The organism is Arthrobacter sp. SLBN-83 (assembly GCF_006715285.1).
GTDB lineage: Bacteria > Actinomycetota > Actinomycetes > Actinomycetales > Micrococcaceae > Arthrobacter.
The window spans coordinates 1,786,097-1,803,505 of record NZ_VFMX01000001.1 but is presented as its reverse complement, the minus strand read 5'-3'; the positions used below and the strand labels follow the sequence as shown (position 1 = coordinate 1,803,505).

Here is a 17,409-nt window from a genome sequence, read left to right as displayed (position 1 = left end):
TGGCGGTATCCGGGCGGATATCGGCCCCCGATGCCGGTTGGACCAGGGGTTTCGCCGAAGAAAAGTCAGGTGATCAACCGGGCGCTGTAAATAAGGACAGCCGGCCGGGACCAAATGGAACGCGTTCATCGACGCAGGATGTGCCTCTCACATGAAGAAAGCCCACTCCCTGGAAAGGATCTCCAGACGCGGAGCAGGCGGGCATCACTGCACATCAAGTTCCCCCAGTCTAGCATCCCGCCGCCCGGCACCCTTCCGCGACGTTGCCAAGGGAGGCCCGGCGGGGCAGTGTTGACGCATGAACGAACACCCGGAGGAGCATCAGGACAGGCCCCAGCAGGAAGCGCACGGGAACCAGGCGCACGACGGCGGCGGCGCACCGGAGGCGGCCGGCGGCAGCATTGATGCCGCGTCCGTTTGGGACGAGCGGTACCGCACCAAGGCACGGCTCTGGAGCGGAAAGCCGAACCCGCAGCTGGTCCGCGAAGCCGGCGGCCTGCGTCCTGGAAAGGCGCTGGAACTGGGCTGCGGCGAAGGTGCCGACGCCATCTGGCTTGCGCAGCAGGGCTGGTCCGTGACCGCCGTCGACGTTTCCGCCGTCGCCCTGGAAAGGGCGCATTCACACGAGCTGGCCGAACTTGCCCGGGAAAGCGTACAGGCGTCCAACGGTGGGATCGGAAGCCGGATCAGCTGGCAGCTGGCGGACCTGACGCAGTGGCAGCCGGAAGCTTCCTACGATCTGGTGACGTCACAGTTCCTGCACTCCCAGGAGCTCGACTGGCGGGTTCCCCTCCGGACCGCCGCCGGAGCGGTCAAACCGGGCGGGACCCTGCTGGTGGTTGGCCACCACCCGGACCGGCTGCCGCCCTGGGGCCCCGCACACCACCATGCCGGCATGTTCTACACCGGGGACCAGCTGGTGCAGGAGCTCGGGCTGGACCGGCGTGATTCCAATGGCCGCCCGGAGTGGCAGCTGGAGGTCCTCACGTCACGGGAACGGCCGGTGACCGGCCCGGAGGGGCAGGAAGCGGTCATCGCCGACGTGGTGCTGCGCGCAACCCGGCTCGCCTGACCGTCTCCTTCGGCTGTCCGGCTGGTTCAGCGCGTACGGCTGGTAACCCGGGGCGCTACCAGCGCGGCGCCGACTGCAATGGCCGCGGTGAAGGCGAGGACGCCCGCGAAGGACTGGACCGCCGTCGTAAATGCCGCAAAGACTATCCCCGTGGTGGCCAGCGACAGCGCACCGCCCAGGGAGTCGGAAATGGACATGGCGGAGCTGTTGAAGCCCTCATTTTCCTTGGTGGAGAGCGCCAGGGTCATCACGCTGAGGCGGGGGTAGAGCAGGCCCATGCCACCGCCGGCCAGGACCCAGCCCACGATGGCGATGGCGGCCGGCCAGTGCAACGCCGTGGTGGCCAGGGCCAGGAGCACCGCCGCAAGGACCATCAGTGAGCCGGCCTGCACCGCGCTTTGGTGCGGCAGCCGGGACCCCAGCCGGCCCTGGACCGCCGCAGCGCCGGCCCAGGCCAGCGCTCCCCCGGTCAGAGTCAGGCCAGCCAGGGTGGGCGGGAACGCGTACTGGTCGATCAGCAGGTAGGGAAGGTAGACCTCCGCGCCAAAGAACGACGCCGACGCCAGCCCGCGTGCCAGGATCACGCTGGGCAATCCGCGCCGGGCGGCCAGGGTACCGCGGGGCACCAAGGGCCGGACGGCCACCAGGGCAAGGACGACGGCGGCCAAGGCCAGCAGTGCCGTGGCTGCGGGAAACGAGGGGACGCTGACGTCGGCCGAGAGGTTGAGGCCCAGCACCGCGAGCGCTGCCAGCGCGGCCCACCCGAGCCGGCCCAGGGCCCACGGCGGGACGGGTTGGCCTGGCCGGCCTGTGGCTTCCGGCTGGCTGGTCCCTTCAGGCTCGTCCGGGCTCCGGAGTACAGGCACGATCATCGCCAGCGCGGGAATGACGAGTCCCACCACGCCCAGGAACACCCAGTGCCAGCTGAAGACCTGGGCCACCACGCCGGCGGCGAACGGTCCCACCAATGAGGGGACCACCCACGCAGCGGAGAACGCGGCGAAGATCCGCGGGTGCAGCGGGCCCGGAAAGAAGCGCGCCACCAGCACGTAGAGCGAAACAGTCAGGGCGCCGCCGCCGAGCCCCTGGACCAGGCGGCCCGCGACGAGCATCGGCATCGACACCGAGGTGCCCGCAATCAGGAGTCCCAGCACAAACAGCGACACGGAGGCGTACAACGGCATGGCAGGCCCGCGCCGGTCGGACCAGTTGCCGGCTCCCACCATGCCGATCACACCTGTTGCCAACGGCCCGGCGAAGGCCAGGGCGTAGAGGCTCCCGCCGTTCAGCTCCCGGCTGACCAGCGGCATGATGGTGGTGACGGCCAGGGACTCGAACGCGGCAAGGAACACCAGGGCGCATGTACCGATGGTCACCAAAAGGTACGGGGGCCGGAAGATCCCGGTGGCGGAATGGGCGGCCGGAAGGGTGGAGTCCCGCACGGCGTCCTACTCCACGAACCGGTTCCGGCCCGAACGGTAGCCAAAGACCGCCGCGAGCAGGCCCACCACCGTGAACAGGACGCCGGCGGGCACGAAGGACCCGGTGGCCTGATGCAACTGTCCCACCATGAGGGTTCCCGTGGAGCCCACCCCGTAGCCCACACCCTGCATCATGCCGGACAGGTGGGCGGCGGTGTGCCCGTCGCGGGTGCGGAGCATGATCAGGGTCAGCGCCGCGGCGGTGAGGCTTCCCTGCCCCAGCCCCAGCAGGCCGGCCCACACCCAGATGAGGTTGAGCGGACCCAGGATGCTCAGCACGAATCCGCCGCCGGTCATCAGTGCCACCACCGTGTTGATGGCCCGCTGGTCCCGGAACCGGGCGGCCAGGGCAGGGGCAAACAGCGAGCCCAGCATCTGCAGCACAATGCAGACGGCAACAATCAGCCCTGCGGTGGCACCGTCAACGCCCCTCTCACGGAGGATGGGCGCCAGCCAGGCGAAGCCGCTGAAGGACATCATGGCCTGCAGCACCATGAAGATGGTCACCTGCCAGGCCACCGGGGAGCGCCACACGTTCACGCCGTCCCGCACTGCCTCGTGCCGGACGGTCCCCTGCCGTACGGCTACGGGCAGGAACAGCAGAAGCACGACGGCGGCGGGCAGCGCCCACACCCACAGCGCCTTGGTCCACTCCCCCGTCGCCGTGTAGACCGGGTAGGTGAACCCGGCTCCCAGCGCGGCGGACGCACAGATGGCGGTGGTGTAGAGGCCGCCCATGAGTCCCAGCCGGTGGGGAAAATCGCGCTTCACCAGGCCGGGGAGCAGCACATTGCACAGTGCGATCGCCGCACCGCAGGCAGCGGTACCAAGCAGGAGGGCCGGCAGGTGGCCGGCGCCGCCCGTGCCTGCCCCGGTGTCCACGGGCCGCAGCAGCAGCCCCGCGGTCAGCAATGCCATGGCCCCCAGCAGCACGCGTTCAGCCCCGAACCTGCGGGCCAGGACCGGGGCGAGCGGCGCGAATACGCCGAGCAGTGTCACGGGGACGGTGGTCAGCACCACCACCGACCAGCCCGGCAGGGCGGCCTGGGAAGTCACTTCCGGAAGGACTGCGGAAAGGCTGGAAAAGACACTGCGCAGATTCAGGCCGATCAGGACCAGGCACACCCCCAGGTAAGCCAGGGCCCGGCGGCTGCCCACCCGGGTGGGTGCTGCCGCGGGGAGTTCATCGATTTCCGCATCCACCAGGGTGCTGAGGTCCACCAGGCTGCTGCCGGTACGGGTCCCGCCCTGGGAGTCCCCGGAGTCTGTCCTTCGCCGCTGCTTCCTTGCCTCGGCATTCCTTGCGTCCTTCATGGGCCCATTCTTGCAGGAGACCGCAGATGCGGGTTTTCCACATAGGGGAAGAGGCGGCTTCTTGCCTTTCCTGCAACTTCATAGGTTGAAAGCAGCCGCGGCCGCGCAACTGGCTGCATCAACCGAGGGGAGCATCATGGAAAAAGGGCCAAAACCGGAAGCGGGCCCGGCACGCGAAGAAAGTACGCGCACCGGGGCCGGCAACAACGGGCCGGGCAACAATGGGCCTGGAAACGAAGGATCAGGCAACGCGGGAGCCAACAGCAAAGCCACCAACACCCTGGTCCTGGCGATCCTTGCCCCTGCAAGCATGATCCTCACCGCGCCTGCTTCCATGTTCGCCATGTTGATGACCTATTCGGACAACGGCCATTCCGACAGGCCGTGGGTGACGCCCTTCGTGCTGTTCAGCCTGCCGGTCCTTTTCGCCTCGCTCGGTCTCCGCCAGGCCCTCCCAGCGCTAAAACAGTTGCCACGCGGATCAGGAAGTTGGTCCGCGGCGGCTGTTGCCCTTTGTATCTGCGGTCTGGTGTTCGCCCTTGCCCTCGGTCCGGCGCTCGACCTCATCGGCGTTTTCTGACCACAGGCATGTTCCGGTCACCAAGATCCTCCGCCCGTTTCCGCGGCGCTATTCTGGAAGGGATGAGCGAATCCCCTGAAAACCCCCAGCAGCCGCATGTCCCAAGGCCCGTGACGCCCGGAACCCAGGCCTCCTTTGGCACGTACGGCGGCCGTCCGGTCAGTTTCGTTCGCCGCGGAACCCGACTGCAGGGCCGGCGGCAGGCCGCCTGGGCTGAGCATGCCGAGCGCTGGGCCGTCGACGTACCGCGGCACGTGGCCAACACCTCGGTCCACCCCGACTACGTCTTTGACGCGGCGGCTGAGTTCGGCCGCGATGCCCCGCTTATCGTCGAGATCGGTTCGGGCCTTGGCGATGCCATCTGCCATGCGGCGGAACAGAACCCGGACACGAACTTCCTGGCCGTGGAGGTTTACACCCCGGGCCTGGCCAACACCATCATCAAGATCAACAGCCGTGGCCTGGACAATGTCCGGGTGGTGGAGGCAAATGCCCCGGAAGTACTGGCCACCATGCTGCCCGAGGGCTCGGTCAGCGAACTGTGGGTCTTTTTCCCTGACCCCTGGCACAAGTCACGGCACCACAAGCGCAGGCTCATCCAGCCCGAGTTCGCCAGCCTGGCGGCACGGGCCCTGAAACCGGGCGGCCTGTTCAGGATCGCCACCGACTGGTCCAACTATGCCGTCCACGTCCGGGACGTGATGTCAGCGTCAACGGACTTCGAGAACCTGCACACCGGCGAGCGGCGTGGCCCTGAAAGCCCACTGACCCAGGTGTGGCAGTCCGGCGTCGAATCCGTGGTGGGCGGCGCGCCCGTCCGCGAGGGAGGTGCGCCCGTGAGCACGGAACACACCGGCCCCAACGAAGGCGTGGATGAAACGGGCGGATGGGCACCGCGCTTCGAGGGCCGGATCAGGACCAGCTTCGAGGCAAAGGCCCACGAGGCCGGCAGGTTGATTTTCGACCTCTGCTACCGCCGGCGCTGAGCCTTCCGGCCAACCCGGGCGGGACGTTCAGCCGACGCTGATGGAGCCCACGATCTCCTTGAGCATGTCCAGCCGCGGTTCTGCCTCCGGATTCAGGTAGGGCCAGATGACCACAACGCCGATGAAGCGCCCACTTTCCCACACGCCTACCGTGGCTGCCACCTTGGCCGGTCCGCCGTCGTCGTCATATCCAACAACCACGCCGTAGGCAGCCTTGCCGGGCAGGTTCAGTTCGCCCTCCGCCAGGAGGGTCCCGCCGCGCTCCTCAAGGTAGAAGCCCGCCATGAGGTGCGCCCAGCCGTTGGCCTGTGGGGCGTCCTGCACGGAGGTGTCGTCCTTGATCACGGTGACCAGGACGCCGTTCAGCAGGCCGTACTGTTCGCTGTTGGGCCCGGCCGTGGATTCATCCAGGACCTGGGTGTGCTCGGGGAAGTCTGCGGTGAAGCCCAGCGGGGATTCGATGTGCACTGACATTGGTTTCAGAGCCTCTCGAGCTTGGTGTCGTTGGGGACCTTATAGTACGTGGAAACGTTGGTGGTGGCCTGGTTCTCGGTCTTGACCTCCACCTCGCCCAGCTTCACGTCGAAGCCTGCCTCATTCTTTGCAGTCACCACAGAGTTCACCTGGACAGTGGCGGAGCCCGCCTCGTAAAGCCGTGCTGCGTCACGGGCGGCGCCGGTGTCATTCCCCAGCGCGACGTTGCGCAGGTAGCTGTCAATGATGGGGCGGTTCTCCGGGGAGTAGTCCACGTCGATCTTGACGGTGCCCTGGGTTCCTGCCGTGACAGTGGAATCGAATTTGGCGGCCTCTGTCTTCACACCGGAGGTGACGCCCTGCGCCACGGTGCCGTCCATGGACACCGAGACGGAGTCGATGTTGTTGCTCTTGTCCATGTTGACCTGCAGTCCGCCCTTGCCGGACGCCTCGAAGACCCGGCCGTCAAGCTTAAGCTGGCCCTGCGCGGAGATCTCACCGCTGGCTGTGGAAGTTCCGTCCGTCAGGTTCCGCTCATAGGCCAGGTCCAACTTCCCCCCGCCGGATGCCGTACCGGCCTCACCCTCTGCATTGAGGGAGAACGTACCCTTGGCCTTGTCCGTCTGTCCCATGGAACCGTTGTCCTTGGCAGCGTCATTGATGGTGTCCAGGACGTAGCCGGGTGGATTGCCCGCCACGTCCTTGATCTCGCCGATGCTGTCCGGCGGCAGGTCCCGGTACATCTGTTCGCGGGCAGCCATGGCTTCCTCCACGCTCCCGAAGGTGTACTCGCGCGATACCTCCCCGGTCAGGGTGGCCCCCGCCGTGCCGGTGGTGTCATTCACGCCAAGGCCCAGGTTTCCGTACACCTTCATGGTGGCGGACCCGTCGGCGTTCTCCACTACCTCGGTCCCCACTTCCGCACCGCCATGGACCCAGGCCACCCTGGCTTCGATGGAGGCCTTGCCCGTCTCCGAATAGACCGGGATGTCCGCCTTGGCCAGGTCCTGAAGGTGCTGTTTGGCCAGCTGCTGCGCGGCTGCGGGGATGCCGCCGTCCATGCGCATGAGGTCTTCCGCGAAGGGGCCATCGCTGCCCTCGCCCTCGATCAGGTATCTGCGGTCGGCGTCGGACAGCCCGGCCCACCACTTCGCCTGCTCTTCGGGGCTGGCGTTGAGCATCCGGTCCAGCCCCGACGCCAGTTCCCGGTGGTGTTCCGCCAGCGCCCTAACGGCTTCGGCCTTCTCCTGGAACCATTCCTTGGCCTGCGTCGCCAACGAGGTGATCCGGTCCCAGGTGCTGTCGCCGGAGCCGCCGCTGCCCTGGGTGGAAGCCTTCTCCTGCTCGTCGGCGTGCTTCATCAGGATTTTGGAGTTTTCCCGGAGGCTGGCGACGACTTTGTCCAGGCTGGGCCGGTGGCTGGCGCTCCACTCCTGGCGGAAACGTTCACCGTCCCTGCCCTTCCACGGGGCGGCCTGGATCTGGCTGTGCAGTGAGCCGGCACGGCTGCTCAGCAAGGACGCTGCCTGGTCCGCCGCTTTGGCCAGCGCCCGCAGCTGGCTTATGTCTGCGCCGTAAAAAGTCATGGTTTCCCCCGGGAAAAGAGTGCGGTACCTGTCAATCGCTGGTCCTTATGGTTGCACAGGTACCACGACCGGGCGATGGGGATCCCTCCCCATCGCCCCGGCCTCCCCATGCGGCGGCATTCCGGGCGGCGACTATGTGGGAGCCGACTGTCCACCATCCCGGCCCACGTGGCACGATTGCCCTTGTACGAAGGGCACGCACACCAGCGCTCTACCGCGCCTGCTCAAAGGAAAGACGATAAAAGAAGAACTGAAACAGGTGGTCGACAAGGCCGAGGACGTCACGAATTCGCGCATCCTCGAGATCCTGGCCCGCGCCGGGTTCGCGGCCAGCGGCATCCTGCACCTGCTGGTGGGTGCCATCGCCGTCCGGCTTGCGGTGGGTGGAACGGGCAGTGCGGATTTCAGCGGCGCAGTGGCCGAGTTGGCAACCATGCCTGTGGGTCCGTTCCTGCTGTGGGGCAGCTTCGCGGCCTGCGCCGCGTTGTCGCTCTGGCAGGCGGGCGATGCGATTTTCGACTTTAACCACCAGGCCACCAAGACAAAGGTCAAGAACAAGGCCAAGGCAGCCCTGCAGGCGGTCGTGTACGCCGTCCTGGCCGTGACCCTTTGGCACTTTGTCACTGGCACCGGAAGTGGCGGGGACAACCGCAAGGCCACCAGCGATTTCACCATCGCCATGGTGCAGGCCCCGGGCGGGGTGGCATTGCTCGTGCTGATTGGATTGGCCGTGGCGGTCGCGGGCGTCGCCTATGGCATGCGCGGCCCCAAAAAGTCCTTCGAGAAGCAGCTGCGAATGCCGGCCTCCGGACCGGCCAGGACCGCGGTGGTCACCCTGGGCGTTGCGGGTTACCTGGCCAAGGGCCTGGTGCTGCTGCTGACCGGCCTGCTCATCGTGATTGCCACCATCAAGGAACATCCGGAGGACTCCACCGGCCTGGACGGCGGCCTGCGCGCCCTCCGGGACCAGCCGATGGGCCCTTATCTGCTGGCCGCGGTGGGCGCCGGGCTGGTCTGCTACGGCGCGTACATGATCATGCGTGCCCGGCTGGCCAGGATGACCAAATAGCCGGCTGGAGTGCGACCGGGTGAAGGACCTAGGGAACCGTAATCACCGCCACCGGGTGCTGCGCGCCGTCCCTCAGCTCCACACTGGAGATGCTGCCCAGCTGGATGGGCGTTGCACCCGTGACCTTGACCTTTCCGCTGGGCGTGGCCGTCCAGGCGCAGGCACGGTCCTCCCCGCCTGCACGGTCACGCACCCACAGCGAGAGCGTCCCATCCGCCGGCAGACTGCTGCCGCTGACCGCCAGCTCGGTCCCCCACGTCTTCCGGGCCATGTCGATGTTCACCTGAAGCCCTCCCCCGGACACCACGGAATAGGTGGCATCCGGCTGCGGCGGCCGGGCCAGCAAAGGCCCCACCGCCAGGCCCACCGCCAGGCAGGCAGCGGCGACGGCGCCCGCCAGCGCTGCCCATCGCCGTCGTGATGTCCGACGGCGGCGCGCCAGTTCATCAAAGAGGCGGACGGGGACGCCGGGGTCGGCCGCCTCGCTGCCGGGAGCGTCGGTAAGCGCCACGGCGTCGGGGACGGGAAGCGCGTCCAGGAGCACGGGCACCTTCTCCAGCACTGCAAGTTCCTTGCGGCAGCCGGCGCAGCCCTGCAGATGCGCCTCGAAGAGGGCAAGGTCGGCGGGCTCGAGGCCGCCCAGCACATAGGCGCCCAGCAGGGTATGCGGATTGGCACTCACCGTTCCACCCCCATTTCGTCCAGGATGGTGCGCAGGGCCCGGAGTGCATAGTATGCGCGGGACTTGACCGTGCCGCTGGGGATGTTGAGCTGGACCGCTGCCTCGTTGACCGTGAAGCGGCGGTAATGCAGGGCCACCAGGACGTCCCGGTGTTCCTTGCTCAGCCGGAGCAATGCCTCCTCCATCAGCACCCGGTTGAGCAGCTCATCAACGCGGCCCATCACCTCGACCGGATCGGTGGGGCTGCCCTCCAGCGCCTCCGGCGGGCGGCGCCGGCTCCGGCGGTAGTTATCGATCATTATGTTCCTGGCTGTGCGGTACAGGTAACTGCGGAAGCTGCCGTTGACGTCCGGGGCGTGCTGCCAGACGCGGAGCACGGTTTCCTGGACCACGTCCTCCGCGAGCTGCGGATCGTGGGTGGCGCTGAGCACGAACCGGCGCAGGGCGCTGCCGTGCTCACGGTAGATGGTCTCCACCACGTTGTCGTCGAGCGGCATCCCGGCCCTCCCATCGTTGCCCCGGCGCTCCTGGCTGTTACCACGTCTTAAGCCCTCCAACGGTTCAACGGCCCCGCTCCGAAAATCCGCTCCGCGGCGATGTGAACCATTCTTTACCCGGCGGCGTCGTAGGGGTAGGCGCCCAGGGACAGGAGTCCGGGCGCCGGCCATGACGGCATTAGCCACGAAGTCCCGGCAGGGAACATCACAGCCAAGGAGCACATCATGAAACAACATCTCGGGGCAGGCCTTGCCATCCTGGCCCTGGCGGCAACCCTCAGCGGTTGCGGCAGCAGCAGCGGTACAGCGCCGGCAGGCACCAGCCCGGCCACGGGCGGCGCGGCCAGCAGCACAGCAGGCAGCAGCACAGGCACCGGATCGTCCGGGGCGTCCTCTGCCGGCCCGTCCTCAACCTCTTCGTCAGCGTCCGCGTCATCATCCCAGGCGGGCGCCGCCGTCGACCTTAAGACCGCGTCCTCGACGGCAGGCAGCATCGTGGTGGACGCGAAAGGGATGAGCCTCTACTTTTTCACCAAGGACACCAAGGACTCCGGCACCAGCGCGTGCACCGGTTCCTGCCTGGTCTCGTGGCCGCCGCTGACCACCACCTCGGGCACCCCCGCGGCAGAGGGAGTGACCGGGAAAGTGGGCACCATCAACACCCCGGACGGGAAGAAGCAGGTAACCCTGAACGGCATGCCGCTGTACTACTTCGCGAAGGACACCAAACCGGGCGACACCCTTGGCCAGGGCGTGGGCGGTGTGTGGTACCTGTCGGATCCGTCCGGCGCGATGATCAAGGCGGCAGGCCAGGGCTACTAGGCCTGCCGAACGCCGGCTCCTAGACCCATCAGTCGTGCGGCCTACTTCAGGGGTACGTCCGGGACCTTGCCCGGGAGCGGGATTTCCGTGGGCACCGGAACAGGCAGTTTGGGGCTGCCCTGTTCCAGGCCCTTCTTGACATCCCCGGGAACATCCGTGGGCAGTGAAGGCCGTGCCGGTGCTCCCGTCGGCGTTTCCGCGGGTGCTCCGTGGGTGGGAGTGTTCCCGGGCCGGGCAGGAATGCTCGACGGCGCCACGACTGCAGGTGCCGAAGCGGGCGCCGGTGCCGCCGGAACGGAGTCCGGGCTGCTGGTTGCCGATGGCCCGGGGGCCACGGGCTTGGGCGCGGGTGCCTCGCCGCCGGTGTTGCCCGCGGGCATCACGCCGGAGCCTGTCACGAAAGTGGTGACGGCATGGTTCAGCTGGGTGAAGGAGTCGCGGAAGCCCTGGTCCGAGGCGGCGGCAACAGCACCGCCGGCCGCGAGCGATGCCGCCACGGACAACGTGGTGAGCGTGATGCGGCGCTTGGCCTTGCGGCGGGCAGCGAGTTCGTCAGCAGGCTGGGCCGCGGTGGGAAGCACGGTGGTGTCGGCTGCGGCAGCTGCGCGAGGTGAGCCTGCCATCAGCGCCGCGATTTCGGCGGAGGGCGCCGGGGCCTCTGCTGCGAGGGATCGCAGGTCGGCCAGGGCGTCGCGGAGCTGGCCGTCGTCGCCCATGCCTGCCTCCAGCAGGAGCTGGTCAATGGCCCCGCCGTTGCGGGATCCTGCGGTGTCACTCATGATTTGCCTGGTTTCTCTTGAGCGTTTGTGCCTTGAGGTTCTGCAGGGCCCGGCGCTGGAGCTGCTTGATGGCTCCGGCGCTCTTGCCCATGATGGCGGCCACCTGGTCGATGGACAGGTCGGCCACGACGCGAAGGGCCAGGACCTCCTGGTGTTCCTCGCTGAGCCCTTCCAGCATGGCTGCGGCTCCGCCGGTCAGTTCCACGGCGTGGTCTTCGGCCGACGGCGTGGTCCGGCCGTCGTGCTGGGGGTCGTATGGTGTGAGCTGCGGCCTGCGCTCCAGCCGGCGGTAGTGGTCCACCATGCGGGCGTGGGCAATGGAAAAGATCAGGGACTTGGCTCCCTGCATGCCGCCCGTGAGGTTGCTGATCCGGGGATAGAAGGCCAGGAAGACGTCCTGGGTGACAGCCTCAGGATCATCCAGTCCGCGCGCCTTCAGGTAACCCTGCACCGGGCCCGCGAAGGTTCGATAGGCAGCAGCGAAAAACGCGGCCGGATCGGTTCCGGCTGCGTTGTCGAATATGTCGATCTCTTCTTGGGCCAAAGTGTCTAGCACCAGCGGCTCCTCCATCCCGGAAGCTGGCCTACGCCTTGCTCCGGTTTCCGGTACGGACTGCCAGTCCCCCCTGGTCATCCGGCTGCCTCTTTGCGGGTCTTTCACGGGCGCCCTGCCAAACGTGCGCGCCCCGCCCGGCCGACCGGACTGCGGCCGGTAAGCCGCAGTCCAGACTAGCCAATGAGCCTTAGCGGGCCGAAACCGACGGCGCGTGGACCGCGTTGCCCGCAGCCGGGACGGCAGGAACGGCAGGAACAGCGGGGACGGTGGTCTTACCGTCCACACCCGGAACTGCCGGAACGGCGGGAACTGCGGGAACTGACGGAACAGCAGGAACCTCGGGCTTTTCAGCCTGGACGGACACCGAACCCTTGGTTTCGGCACCGGCCTTCGCGGCGGCATCAGCCTTGGTAACGACGTCGGCGCAGTAGCTCTTGATGTTCGCATCGCCCTGCGCTGCGATGGACAGCGAGGAGAACGCCTTGGAAGAAGCGTCCAGGCCACCGTGGGTGAAGGCGGTGCAGAGGCCCAGGGCGGCGGGGCCGGCAGCGTCAACGGCGGTGTTGGCCTTTGCCGAGTCCGTTCCGTCGGCGCTGACCTTTTCGTCCGAAGCCTCAGCGGTGGCGGAAGCCTTGGCGGTGGCGTCACCGGTGGCCTCTGCGGTCTTCAAGGCGTCGGACACAGCGGCGGTTGCAGTGGGAGCCGGGGTGGCCTGGGCGTCAGCAGCTGCTTCCGCTGCCAGCTTGGGGGCGGGAGCACCGAAGAGTTCGTGGGCGGTCTGCTGGGCCTGGGTGGGGAGGACGCCCGAGACGGCGGCGGCACCGGTTCCTCCTACTGCCAGGGTTCCGGCGGCCAGGACCCCTGCGGCGACTTTGCTGGTGGCGAGAACGGTGAACACAGACATTTACTTCTCCAAAACCTAGACAACACATCGGACTAGGCCCGCCGGGCGGGCCCATCACTGACTACATCGCCCCCAGTTGCAGAAAGGTTACGGACGCCCGGGTTTTTCTTTTCCTGCGCCCGAATCGCCGGAACGGTTCCGGATCGCCGGTCCGCTCCGGCTGCCTCGCAGCGCTCCCGCGATCCGTGAAGCTGCGGCGCCGGCGCCGGCCGCTCTCCTGCCGGCCAAGCCAGACAACAAAGACGCCGCGCGCTGAATGTAGGGGCCGATGTCCTCGTCATCCAGCACCAGGAGGTCCGGCTGGCAGAGCAGCCACCCGGAGTTGAGGGCGGTGATGTTTTCGTGCTCCAGCAGCTCTTCAAACTCGCCGTCCAGCTGCGCCAGCCGCGCGACGCAGTCGTGATCCGCTCCCGTGCCGCAGGCTTCCACTGCACGGTTGAACAGGTCCAGGTGCGCGGCGGCACCCATTGCTGCCATGCCGTCGCGCACCAGTGCGTCGGCGGCGCCGGAGCGTCCGCCTGCCGTCGCGGCATACTGCGCGAAGCCGCCCTCCAGTACCTGCCCAAGATAGAAGTCCACGGAGCAGCTGCGGACGGCAACCGGCGACATGTCGTTTGTGAACAGCAGGGCGTGCTGCATGGCGTTGACGATCGCAGCGTTGGCCTCCACCACCTCCTCGTCCCTGCCGCCGTCGATGCTGCTGCTGGTGAGGACAACGGGCAGGTGCGTGAGGGCGGCCATGGGGATCCTTGCTGGAGGTGGTGGTGCGCCGGACGCCTTTACGGTACGGGGGAAGGGTCACGGCTGAACCGGCGGGAAGTGAACGCCAAGCGAAGTTTTTGGGGCAGGCGGAGAAAGCGCCCGGCAAAGGCCCGCACTGTGGCGAACTAAGATGGATCAGATAGCCTCCCACCGGATCCGGCTCCGCCGTGACCTCCCGAAAGTAGTGCCACCATGCCATCCCAACCGGACGAAAGTGCGGATCTGGCAATACAGACACCTGCCATCAACGACCGCTCGCTGGCGGCCGGGCTGGCGTATGCCATGGCCAGCAGGGTCTCGGGCATATCGTTCGACGGCGGCACGGGCCTCATGCTGGGAAAGGTCCGGGGCGGCGCTGAGGTTCCTTATTCCACCACGGCCAAGCTGGTCCGCAAGGCCGGCGGCTGGAGCTGCACCGTGGGTGTCTGCAGCTGCCCGGTCCGGAAGGACTGCAAGCATGTGGCGGCCCTGCTCTTCGCTGCGGAGGACAACCCCTCAGTCCGGATGCAGCTGCTGGCGCCGTCCACCGCAACGCAGGTGTCCCGCGCCCCCTCCACCGCCCTTTCCGACTGGGAGCAGGCCCTCAGCCCGCTGATCTCCCAGCCCGGTTCCGCCCCGTCCACCAGTGGAGTTCCGCTGGCCCTGCAGTTCGAGGTGGAGGAGCCGCCCCCGCACTTCTCCTACACCGGCCGCCGGGATCCGGTCCGCGGGGTACGGCAGCTCAAGGTCCGGCCCGTCATCATGGGCGCCAAGGGCAAGTGGATCCGCGGCGACGTTTCCTGGAACACCCTGAGCTACCTGAACTTCCGGCGCGAATCGAATCAGGCGCATGTGGAATGGCTGCAGGAGTTTTTAGCCGGACATTCCTCCTCCGCCAGCCGGATGCACAACTCCGCGGGACTGTGGCTGGGCCTTAACTCCTATGCCGGAAAGAACCTTTGGAGCCTGCTGTCCGATGCCCGGAAGATCGGGCTCGCCCTGGTCCACTCGCGCGGCACCGAGCCGGTCCGCATCGCCGAGTCTCCTGCCGCCGTCGGGCTTTCCCTGAGCCGATACGGGGCTCCGGTGGCCGAGCCGTCCGGGGTGGACGCCGCCAAGGCACAAGTGTCCGACGGCGGGCTGGAGCTTTCGCCCACCATCACCGTTGAGGGCGCGGAGGTTGATCCGGCGTCGGTGGGAACGATTGGCCGGCCGGCGCATGGGCTGTTCTTTACCTCCGGGGAGGCGTCACTGCCGGGCGTGCCCGATCCCAATGGAACCATCACCCTGGCCCCGCTCGAGAACGGGCTGAGCGAGGAACTGCTGGCGTTCGTCACCGCGGGAAGCACGCTGCACATCCCGGCCAAGGACGAATCCCGGTTCCTGACGGGCTTCTACCCGAAACTGAAGCAGACGGCCCGGGTGACGGCGCGGGACGAGTCCGTGGAACTTCCCGAACTCGCCGTCCCCACCCTGTCGCTGCTGGCCAATTACGGGGCGGACCACCGGGTGCGGCTGCACTGGGAGTGGCACTATAAAACCGGAAAGCTGGTCACGGCGCAGCCGCTGTGGCGGCACCCCGGTGACGCCGGCTACCGTGACGACACTGCCGAGTCCCGCATCCTGGAGGGCGTCGGCCAGCCGTGGGACGTGGTGCCCGCCCTGGGCGAATCGGCCACCGGCGGCTGGGGCACGCCCCGGCTGGCGGCTTCTGCCGAGCTGACAGGCCTGGACACGCTGGCGTTCACGGAGGAAGTGCTGCCCCGGCTGCGGGAGGCTCCGGACGTGGACGTGGAGACGGCAGGCGAGATCGCGGACTACCGCGAGGCCGAGGAAGCGCCCGTGGTATCAATTTCCACCAAGGCGACGGAACAGCGCGACTGGTTCGACCTTGGCATCCAGATTTCCCTGGAAGGCCAGCCTGTTTCCTTCGCCGCCGTCTTTTCGGCGTTGGCTGCCGGCCAGACCAAGATGCTGCTGCCCAGCGGTGCCTACTTCTCGCTGGACCTGCCCGAGCTGCACCAGCTGCGGGCCCTGATCGAAGAAGCAAGGTCGCTCCAGGACAACAAGGACGCTCCGCTGCAGATCAGCCGCTTCCAGGCCGGGCTGTGGGACGAGCTGGCGCAACTGGGGATAGTCGACGAACAGGCGGCGGCCTGGCGGTCCGCGGTGGGCGGCCTCCTGGAAGGCGGTACCGACGGACTGCCCCTGCCGGCTACCTTGAACGCCGAGCTGCGGCCCTACCAGCTGGAAGGGTTCAACTGGCTCAGCTTCCTCTACAAGCACGGGCTGGGCGGCATCCTGGCCGACGACATGGGCCTGGGCAAGACCGTGCAGGCGCTGGCACTGATGTGCGCGGCGAAGGAGCTGGCTGTCGAAGCTGCCGCTGCCTTGGAAGCGTCCGACGGCGGTGCTGCCGCTGACCCCGTTATGGACGGCGCAAACCGGCCTCCCGCCGTCGCGCCTTTCCTGGTGGTGGCGCCCACCAGCGTGGTGGGCAACTGGGCCACGGAAGCCGCGCGCTTCGCCCCGGGCCTCACCGTGCGGACGGTCGGCGAAACCTTTGCCAAGAGCGGCCAGGAGGTGGCGGAAGTGCTGGCCGGAGCCGACGTGGTGATTACCTCCTACGCCCTGTTCCGCATCGATTACGAGTCCTACGCCTCCCGCACCTGGTCCGGGCTGGTGCTGGACGAGGCGCAGTTCGTGAAGAACCACCAGTCCAAGGCCTACCAGTGCGCACGCAAGCTGCCGGCGGCATTCAAGCTGGCCATCACCGGCACGCCGCTGGAGAACAACCTGATGGAGTTCTGGTCGCTGACATCCATCGTGGCGCCGGGCCTCTTCTCCAGCCCCAAGCGCTTTGCCGAGTATTACCAGAAGCCGGTGGAGAAGAACGGTGACAAGGGGCAGCTGGAGAAGCTCCGGCGCCGGGTCCGGCCGCTGATGATGCGGCGCACCAAGGACCAGGTGATCAAGGACCTGCCACCCAAGCAGGAGCAGGTCCTGGAAGTGGTGCTGAATCCGCGGCACCAGAAGGTGTACCAGACGCACCTGCAGCGGGAGCGGCAGAAGATCCTGGGGCTGATCGAGGACGTCAACAAGAACCGGTTCACCATCTTCCAGTCGCTGACCCTGCTGCGGCAGCTGAGCCTGGACGTGTCGCTGGTGGATCCGTCCCTGGCCGCGGTGCGGTCCTCCAAGCTGGACGTGCTGTTCGAGCAGCTCGAGGACCTGGTGGCCGAGGGGCACCGGGCACTGATCTTCAGCCAGTTCACCGGCTTCCTGGGCAAGGTCCGGGAGCGGCTGGACGAGGAGGACATCGAGTACTGCTACCTCGACGGCGGGACCCGGAACCGCGCGGACGTGGTGAGCGAATTCAAGAACGGCAAGGCTCCGGTGTTCCTGATCTCGCTGAAGGCCGGCGGTTTCGGGCTGAACCTCACGGAGGCCGACTACGTGTTCCTGCTCGATCCCTGGTGGAACCCGGCCTCAGAAGCGCAGGCCGTGGACCGGACGCACCGGATCGGCCAGGCCCGGAACGTGATGGTGTACCGGCTGGTGGCCAAGGACACCATTGAGGAAAAGGTCATGGCGCTCAAGACCCGGAAGTCGCAGCTGTTCGCGGACGTGATGGAGGGCGACGCCCTGGCCGGCGGTGCGATCACGGCCGAGGACCTGGCGGGGTTGTTCAAGGAGTAGGGCTTCCGGGGCTGCAGTGCGGTTTCGATGCTGAACTTCAGATTCGACACGCACATTCGGAATTGATGCGCATAATCCTTTTCGCGGCCCGTATATCCCCCGCGCGAAGGAATCTGCGCAGCGCAGATGCGTTTCCGCATCGCGGATCACACCCTATGCTGGTATCC

At 67.4% G+C, this 17,409-nt stretch carries 16 protein-coding genes; 6 read left to right on the top strand and 10 right to left on the bottom strand.

From position 1 onward, the window contains the following. Positions 1–298 precede the first annotated feature (298 nt). Positions 299–1,072, top strand: coding sequence for an SAM-dependent methyltransferase (locus FBY30_RS08210; RefSeq protein ID WP_142132421.1), 774 nt, complete (start codon positions 299–301; stop codon positions 1,070–1,072). A 26-nt stretch (positions 1,073–1,098) separates the two neighbouring features. Here the strand turns inward: FBY30_RS08210 and FBY30_RS08205 are convergent, their stop codons facing one another. Together FBY30_RS08205 and FBY30_RS08200 are read right to left on the bottom strand one after the other, a co-directional pair. Then, entirely contained in the window at positions 1,099–2,514 is a 1,416-nt protein-coding gene (locus FBY30_RS08205) for an MFS transporter (protein WP_142132420.1), read from the bottom strand. Positions 2,515–2,520: 6 nt separating this feature from the next. Continuing rightward, on the bottom strand, positions 2,521–3,867 hold the full coding sequence (locus tag FBY30_RS08200) for an MFS transporter (RefSeq protein WP_200830658.1): 1,347 nt from the start codon (positions 3,865–3,867) through the stop codon (positions 2,521–2,523). A gap of 61 nt (positions 3,868–3,928) precedes the next feature. Between FBY30_RS08200 and FBY30_RS08195 the strand changes: the two genes are divergently transcribed. Together FBY30_RS08195 and trmB are read left to right on the top strand one after the other, a co-directional pair. After that, positions 3,929–4,447 carry a hypothetical protein gene (locus tag FBY30_RS08195; protein WP_142132419.1) on the top strand — a complete coding sequence of 173 codons (519 nt, stop codon included), beginning with the start codon at positions 3,929–3,931 and terminating at the stop codon, positions 4,445–4,447. Positions 4,448–4,509: 62 nt separating this feature from the next. After that, the gene (gene trmB / locus FBY30_RS08190; protein WP_142132418.1) at positions 4,510–5,433 is read left to right on the top strand and encodes a tRNA (guanosine(46)-N7)-methyltransferase TrmB; all 924 of its coding nucleotides are present in this window, start codon (positions 4,510–4,512) and stop codon (positions 5,431–5,433) included. Positions 5,434–5,460: 27 nt separating this feature from the next. Here the strand turns inward: trmB and FBY30_RS08185 are convergent, their stop codons facing one another. After that, entirely contained in the window at positions 5,461–5,907 is a 447-nt protein-coding gene (locus tag FBY30_RS08185; RefSeq protein ID WP_142132417.1) for a hypothetical protein, read from the bottom strand. A 5-nt stretch (positions 5,908–5,912) separates the two neighbouring features. After that, the gene (locus tag FBY30_RS08180) at positions 5,913–7,493 is read right to left on the bottom strand and encodes a hypothetical protein (protein ID WP_142132416.1); all 1,581 of its coding nucleotides are present in this window, start codon (positions 7,491–7,493) and stop codon (positions 5,913–5,915) included. 250 nt (positions 7,494–7,743) lie between these two features. Here FBY30_RS08180 and FBY30_RS08175 point away from each other — a divergent pair, with 250 nt between their 5' ends. Continuing rightward, entirely contained in the window at positions 7,744–8,562 is an 819-nt protein-coding gene (locus FBY30_RS08175; protein ID WP_142135035.1) for a DUF1206 domain-containing protein, read from the top strand. A gap of 28 nt (positions 8,563–8,590) precedes the next feature. On the opposite strand, the gene FBY30_RS08170 is transcribed toward FBY30_RS08175, so the two are convergent. Continuing rightward, positions 8,591–9,244, bottom strand: coding sequence for an anti-sigma factor family protein (locus tag FBY30_RS08170; RefSeq protein ID WP_142132415.1), 654 nt, complete (start codon positions 9,242–9,244; stop codon positions 8,591–8,593). Continuing rightward, entirely contained in the window at positions 9,241–9,741 is a 501-nt protein-coding gene (locus FBY30_RS08165; protein ID WP_142132414.1) for a sigma-70 family RNA polymerase sigma factor, read from the bottom strand. Before FBY30_RS08165 ends, FBY30_RS08170 begins: the two co-directional genes overlap by 4 nt. 225 nt (positions 9,742–9,966) lie before the next feature. On the opposite strand from FBY30_RS08165, the gene FBY30_RS08160 reads away from it, so the two are divergent. Beyond that, positions 9,967–10,563: a COG4315 family predicted lipoprotein gene (locus FBY30_RS08160; protein ID WP_142132413.1), complete on the top strand. Its 597-nt coding sequence runs from the start codon at positions 9,967–9,969 to the stop codon at positions 10,561–10,563. Positions 10,564–10,604: 41 nt separating this feature from the next. Here FBY30_RS08160 and FBY30_RS08155 read toward each other — a convergent pair whose 3' ends face one another. The 4 genes from FBY30_RS08155 to FBY30_RS08140 all read right to left on the bottom strand — a co-directional run bounded on the left by FBY30_RS08155 (position 10,605) and on the right by FBY30_RS08140 (position 13,543). After that, entirely contained in the window at positions 10,605–11,342 is a 738-nt protein-coding gene (locus FBY30_RS08155) for a hypothetical protein (protein WP_142132412.1), read from the bottom strand. Next, on the bottom strand, positions 11,335–11,913 hold the full coding sequence (locus FBY30_RS08150; protein ID WP_142132411.1) for an RNA polymerase sigma factor: 579 nt from the start codon (positions 11,911–11,913) through the stop codon (positions 11,335–11,337). The genes FBY30_RS08155 and FBY30_RS08150 overlap by 8 nt, the downstream gene beginning before the upstream one ends. Positions 11,914–12,085: 172 nt before the next feature. After that, positions 12,086–12,802 carry a protein tyrosine phosphatase gene (locus tag FBY30_RS08145; RefSeq protein WP_142132410.1) on the bottom strand — a complete coding sequence of 239 codons (717 nt, stop codon included), beginning with the start codon at positions 12,800–12,802 and terminating at the stop codon, positions 12,086–12,088. Positions 12,803–12,889: 87 nt separating this feature from the next. Next, a complete protein-coding gene (locus tag FBY30_RS08140) occupies positions 12,890–13,543 on the bottom strand; it encodes a DMP19 family protein (protein ID WP_142132409.1) in 654 nt (217 codons plus the stop codon). Between the two features lie 213 nt (positions 13,544–13,756). On the opposite strand from FBY30_RS08140, the gene FBY30_RS08135 reads away from it, so the two are divergent. Then, entirely contained in the window at positions 13,757–17,242 is a 3,486-nt protein-coding gene (locus FBY30_RS08135) for a DEAD/DEAH box helicase (protein WP_142132408.1), read from the top strand. Positions 17,243–17,409: the final 167 nt, after the last annotated feature.

What these genes read in the sequence shown, in the direction of transcription:
- FBY30_RS08135 (WP_142132408.1), top strand. Translation starts at nt 13,757, where the DNA reads ATGCCATCCCAACCGGACGAAAGTGCGGATCTGGCAATACAGACACCT.
- FBY30_RS08140 (WP_142132409.1), bottom strand. Translation starts at nt 13,543, where the DNA reads ATGGCCGCCCTCACGCACCTGCCCGTTGTCCTCACCAGCAGCAGCATC.
- FBY30_RS08155 (WP_142132412.1), bottom strand. Translation starts at nt 11,342, where the DNA reads ATGAGTGACACCGCAGGATCCCGCAACGGCGGGGCCATTGACCAGCTC.
- trmB (WP_142132418.1), top strand. Translation starts at nt 4,510, where the DNA reads ATGAGCGAATCCCCTGAAAACCCCCAGCAGCCGCATGTCCCAAGGCCC.
- FBY30_RS08160 (WP_142132413.1), top strand. Translation starts at nt 9,967, where the DNA reads ATGAAACAACATCTCGGGGCAGGCCTTGCCATCCTGGCCCTGGCGGCA.
- FBY30_RS08165 (WP_142132414.1), bottom strand. Translation starts at nt 9,741, where the DNA reads ATGCCGCTCGACGACAACGTGGTGGAGACCATCTACCGTGAGCACGGC.
- FBY30_RS08200 (WP_200830658.1), bottom strand. Translation starts at nt 3,867, where the DNA reads ATGAAGGACGCAAGGAATGCCGAGGCAAGGAAGCAGCGGCGAAGGACA.
- FBY30_RS08145 (WP_142132410.1), bottom strand. Translation starts at nt 12,802, where the DNA reads ATGTCTGTGTTCACCGTTCTCGCCACCAGCAAAGTCGCCGCAGGGGTC.
- FBY30_RS08185 (WP_142132417.1), bottom strand. Translation starts at nt 5,907, where the DNA reads ATGTCAGTGCACATCGAATCCCCGCTGGGCTTCACCGCAGACTTCCCC.
- FBY30_RS08180 (WP_142132416.1), bottom strand. Translation starts at nt 7,493, where the DNA reads ATGACTTTTTACGGCGCAGACATAAGCCAGCTGCGGGCGCTGGCCAAA.
- FBY30_RS08210 (WP_142132421.1), top strand. Translation starts at nt 299, where the DNA reads ATGAACGAACACCCGGAGGAGCATCAGGACAGGCCCCAGCAGGAAGCG.
- FBY30_RS08150 (WP_142132411.1), bottom strand. Translation starts at nt 11,913, where the DNA reads ATGGAGGAGCCGCTGGTGCTAGACACTTTGGCCCAAGAAGAGATCGAC.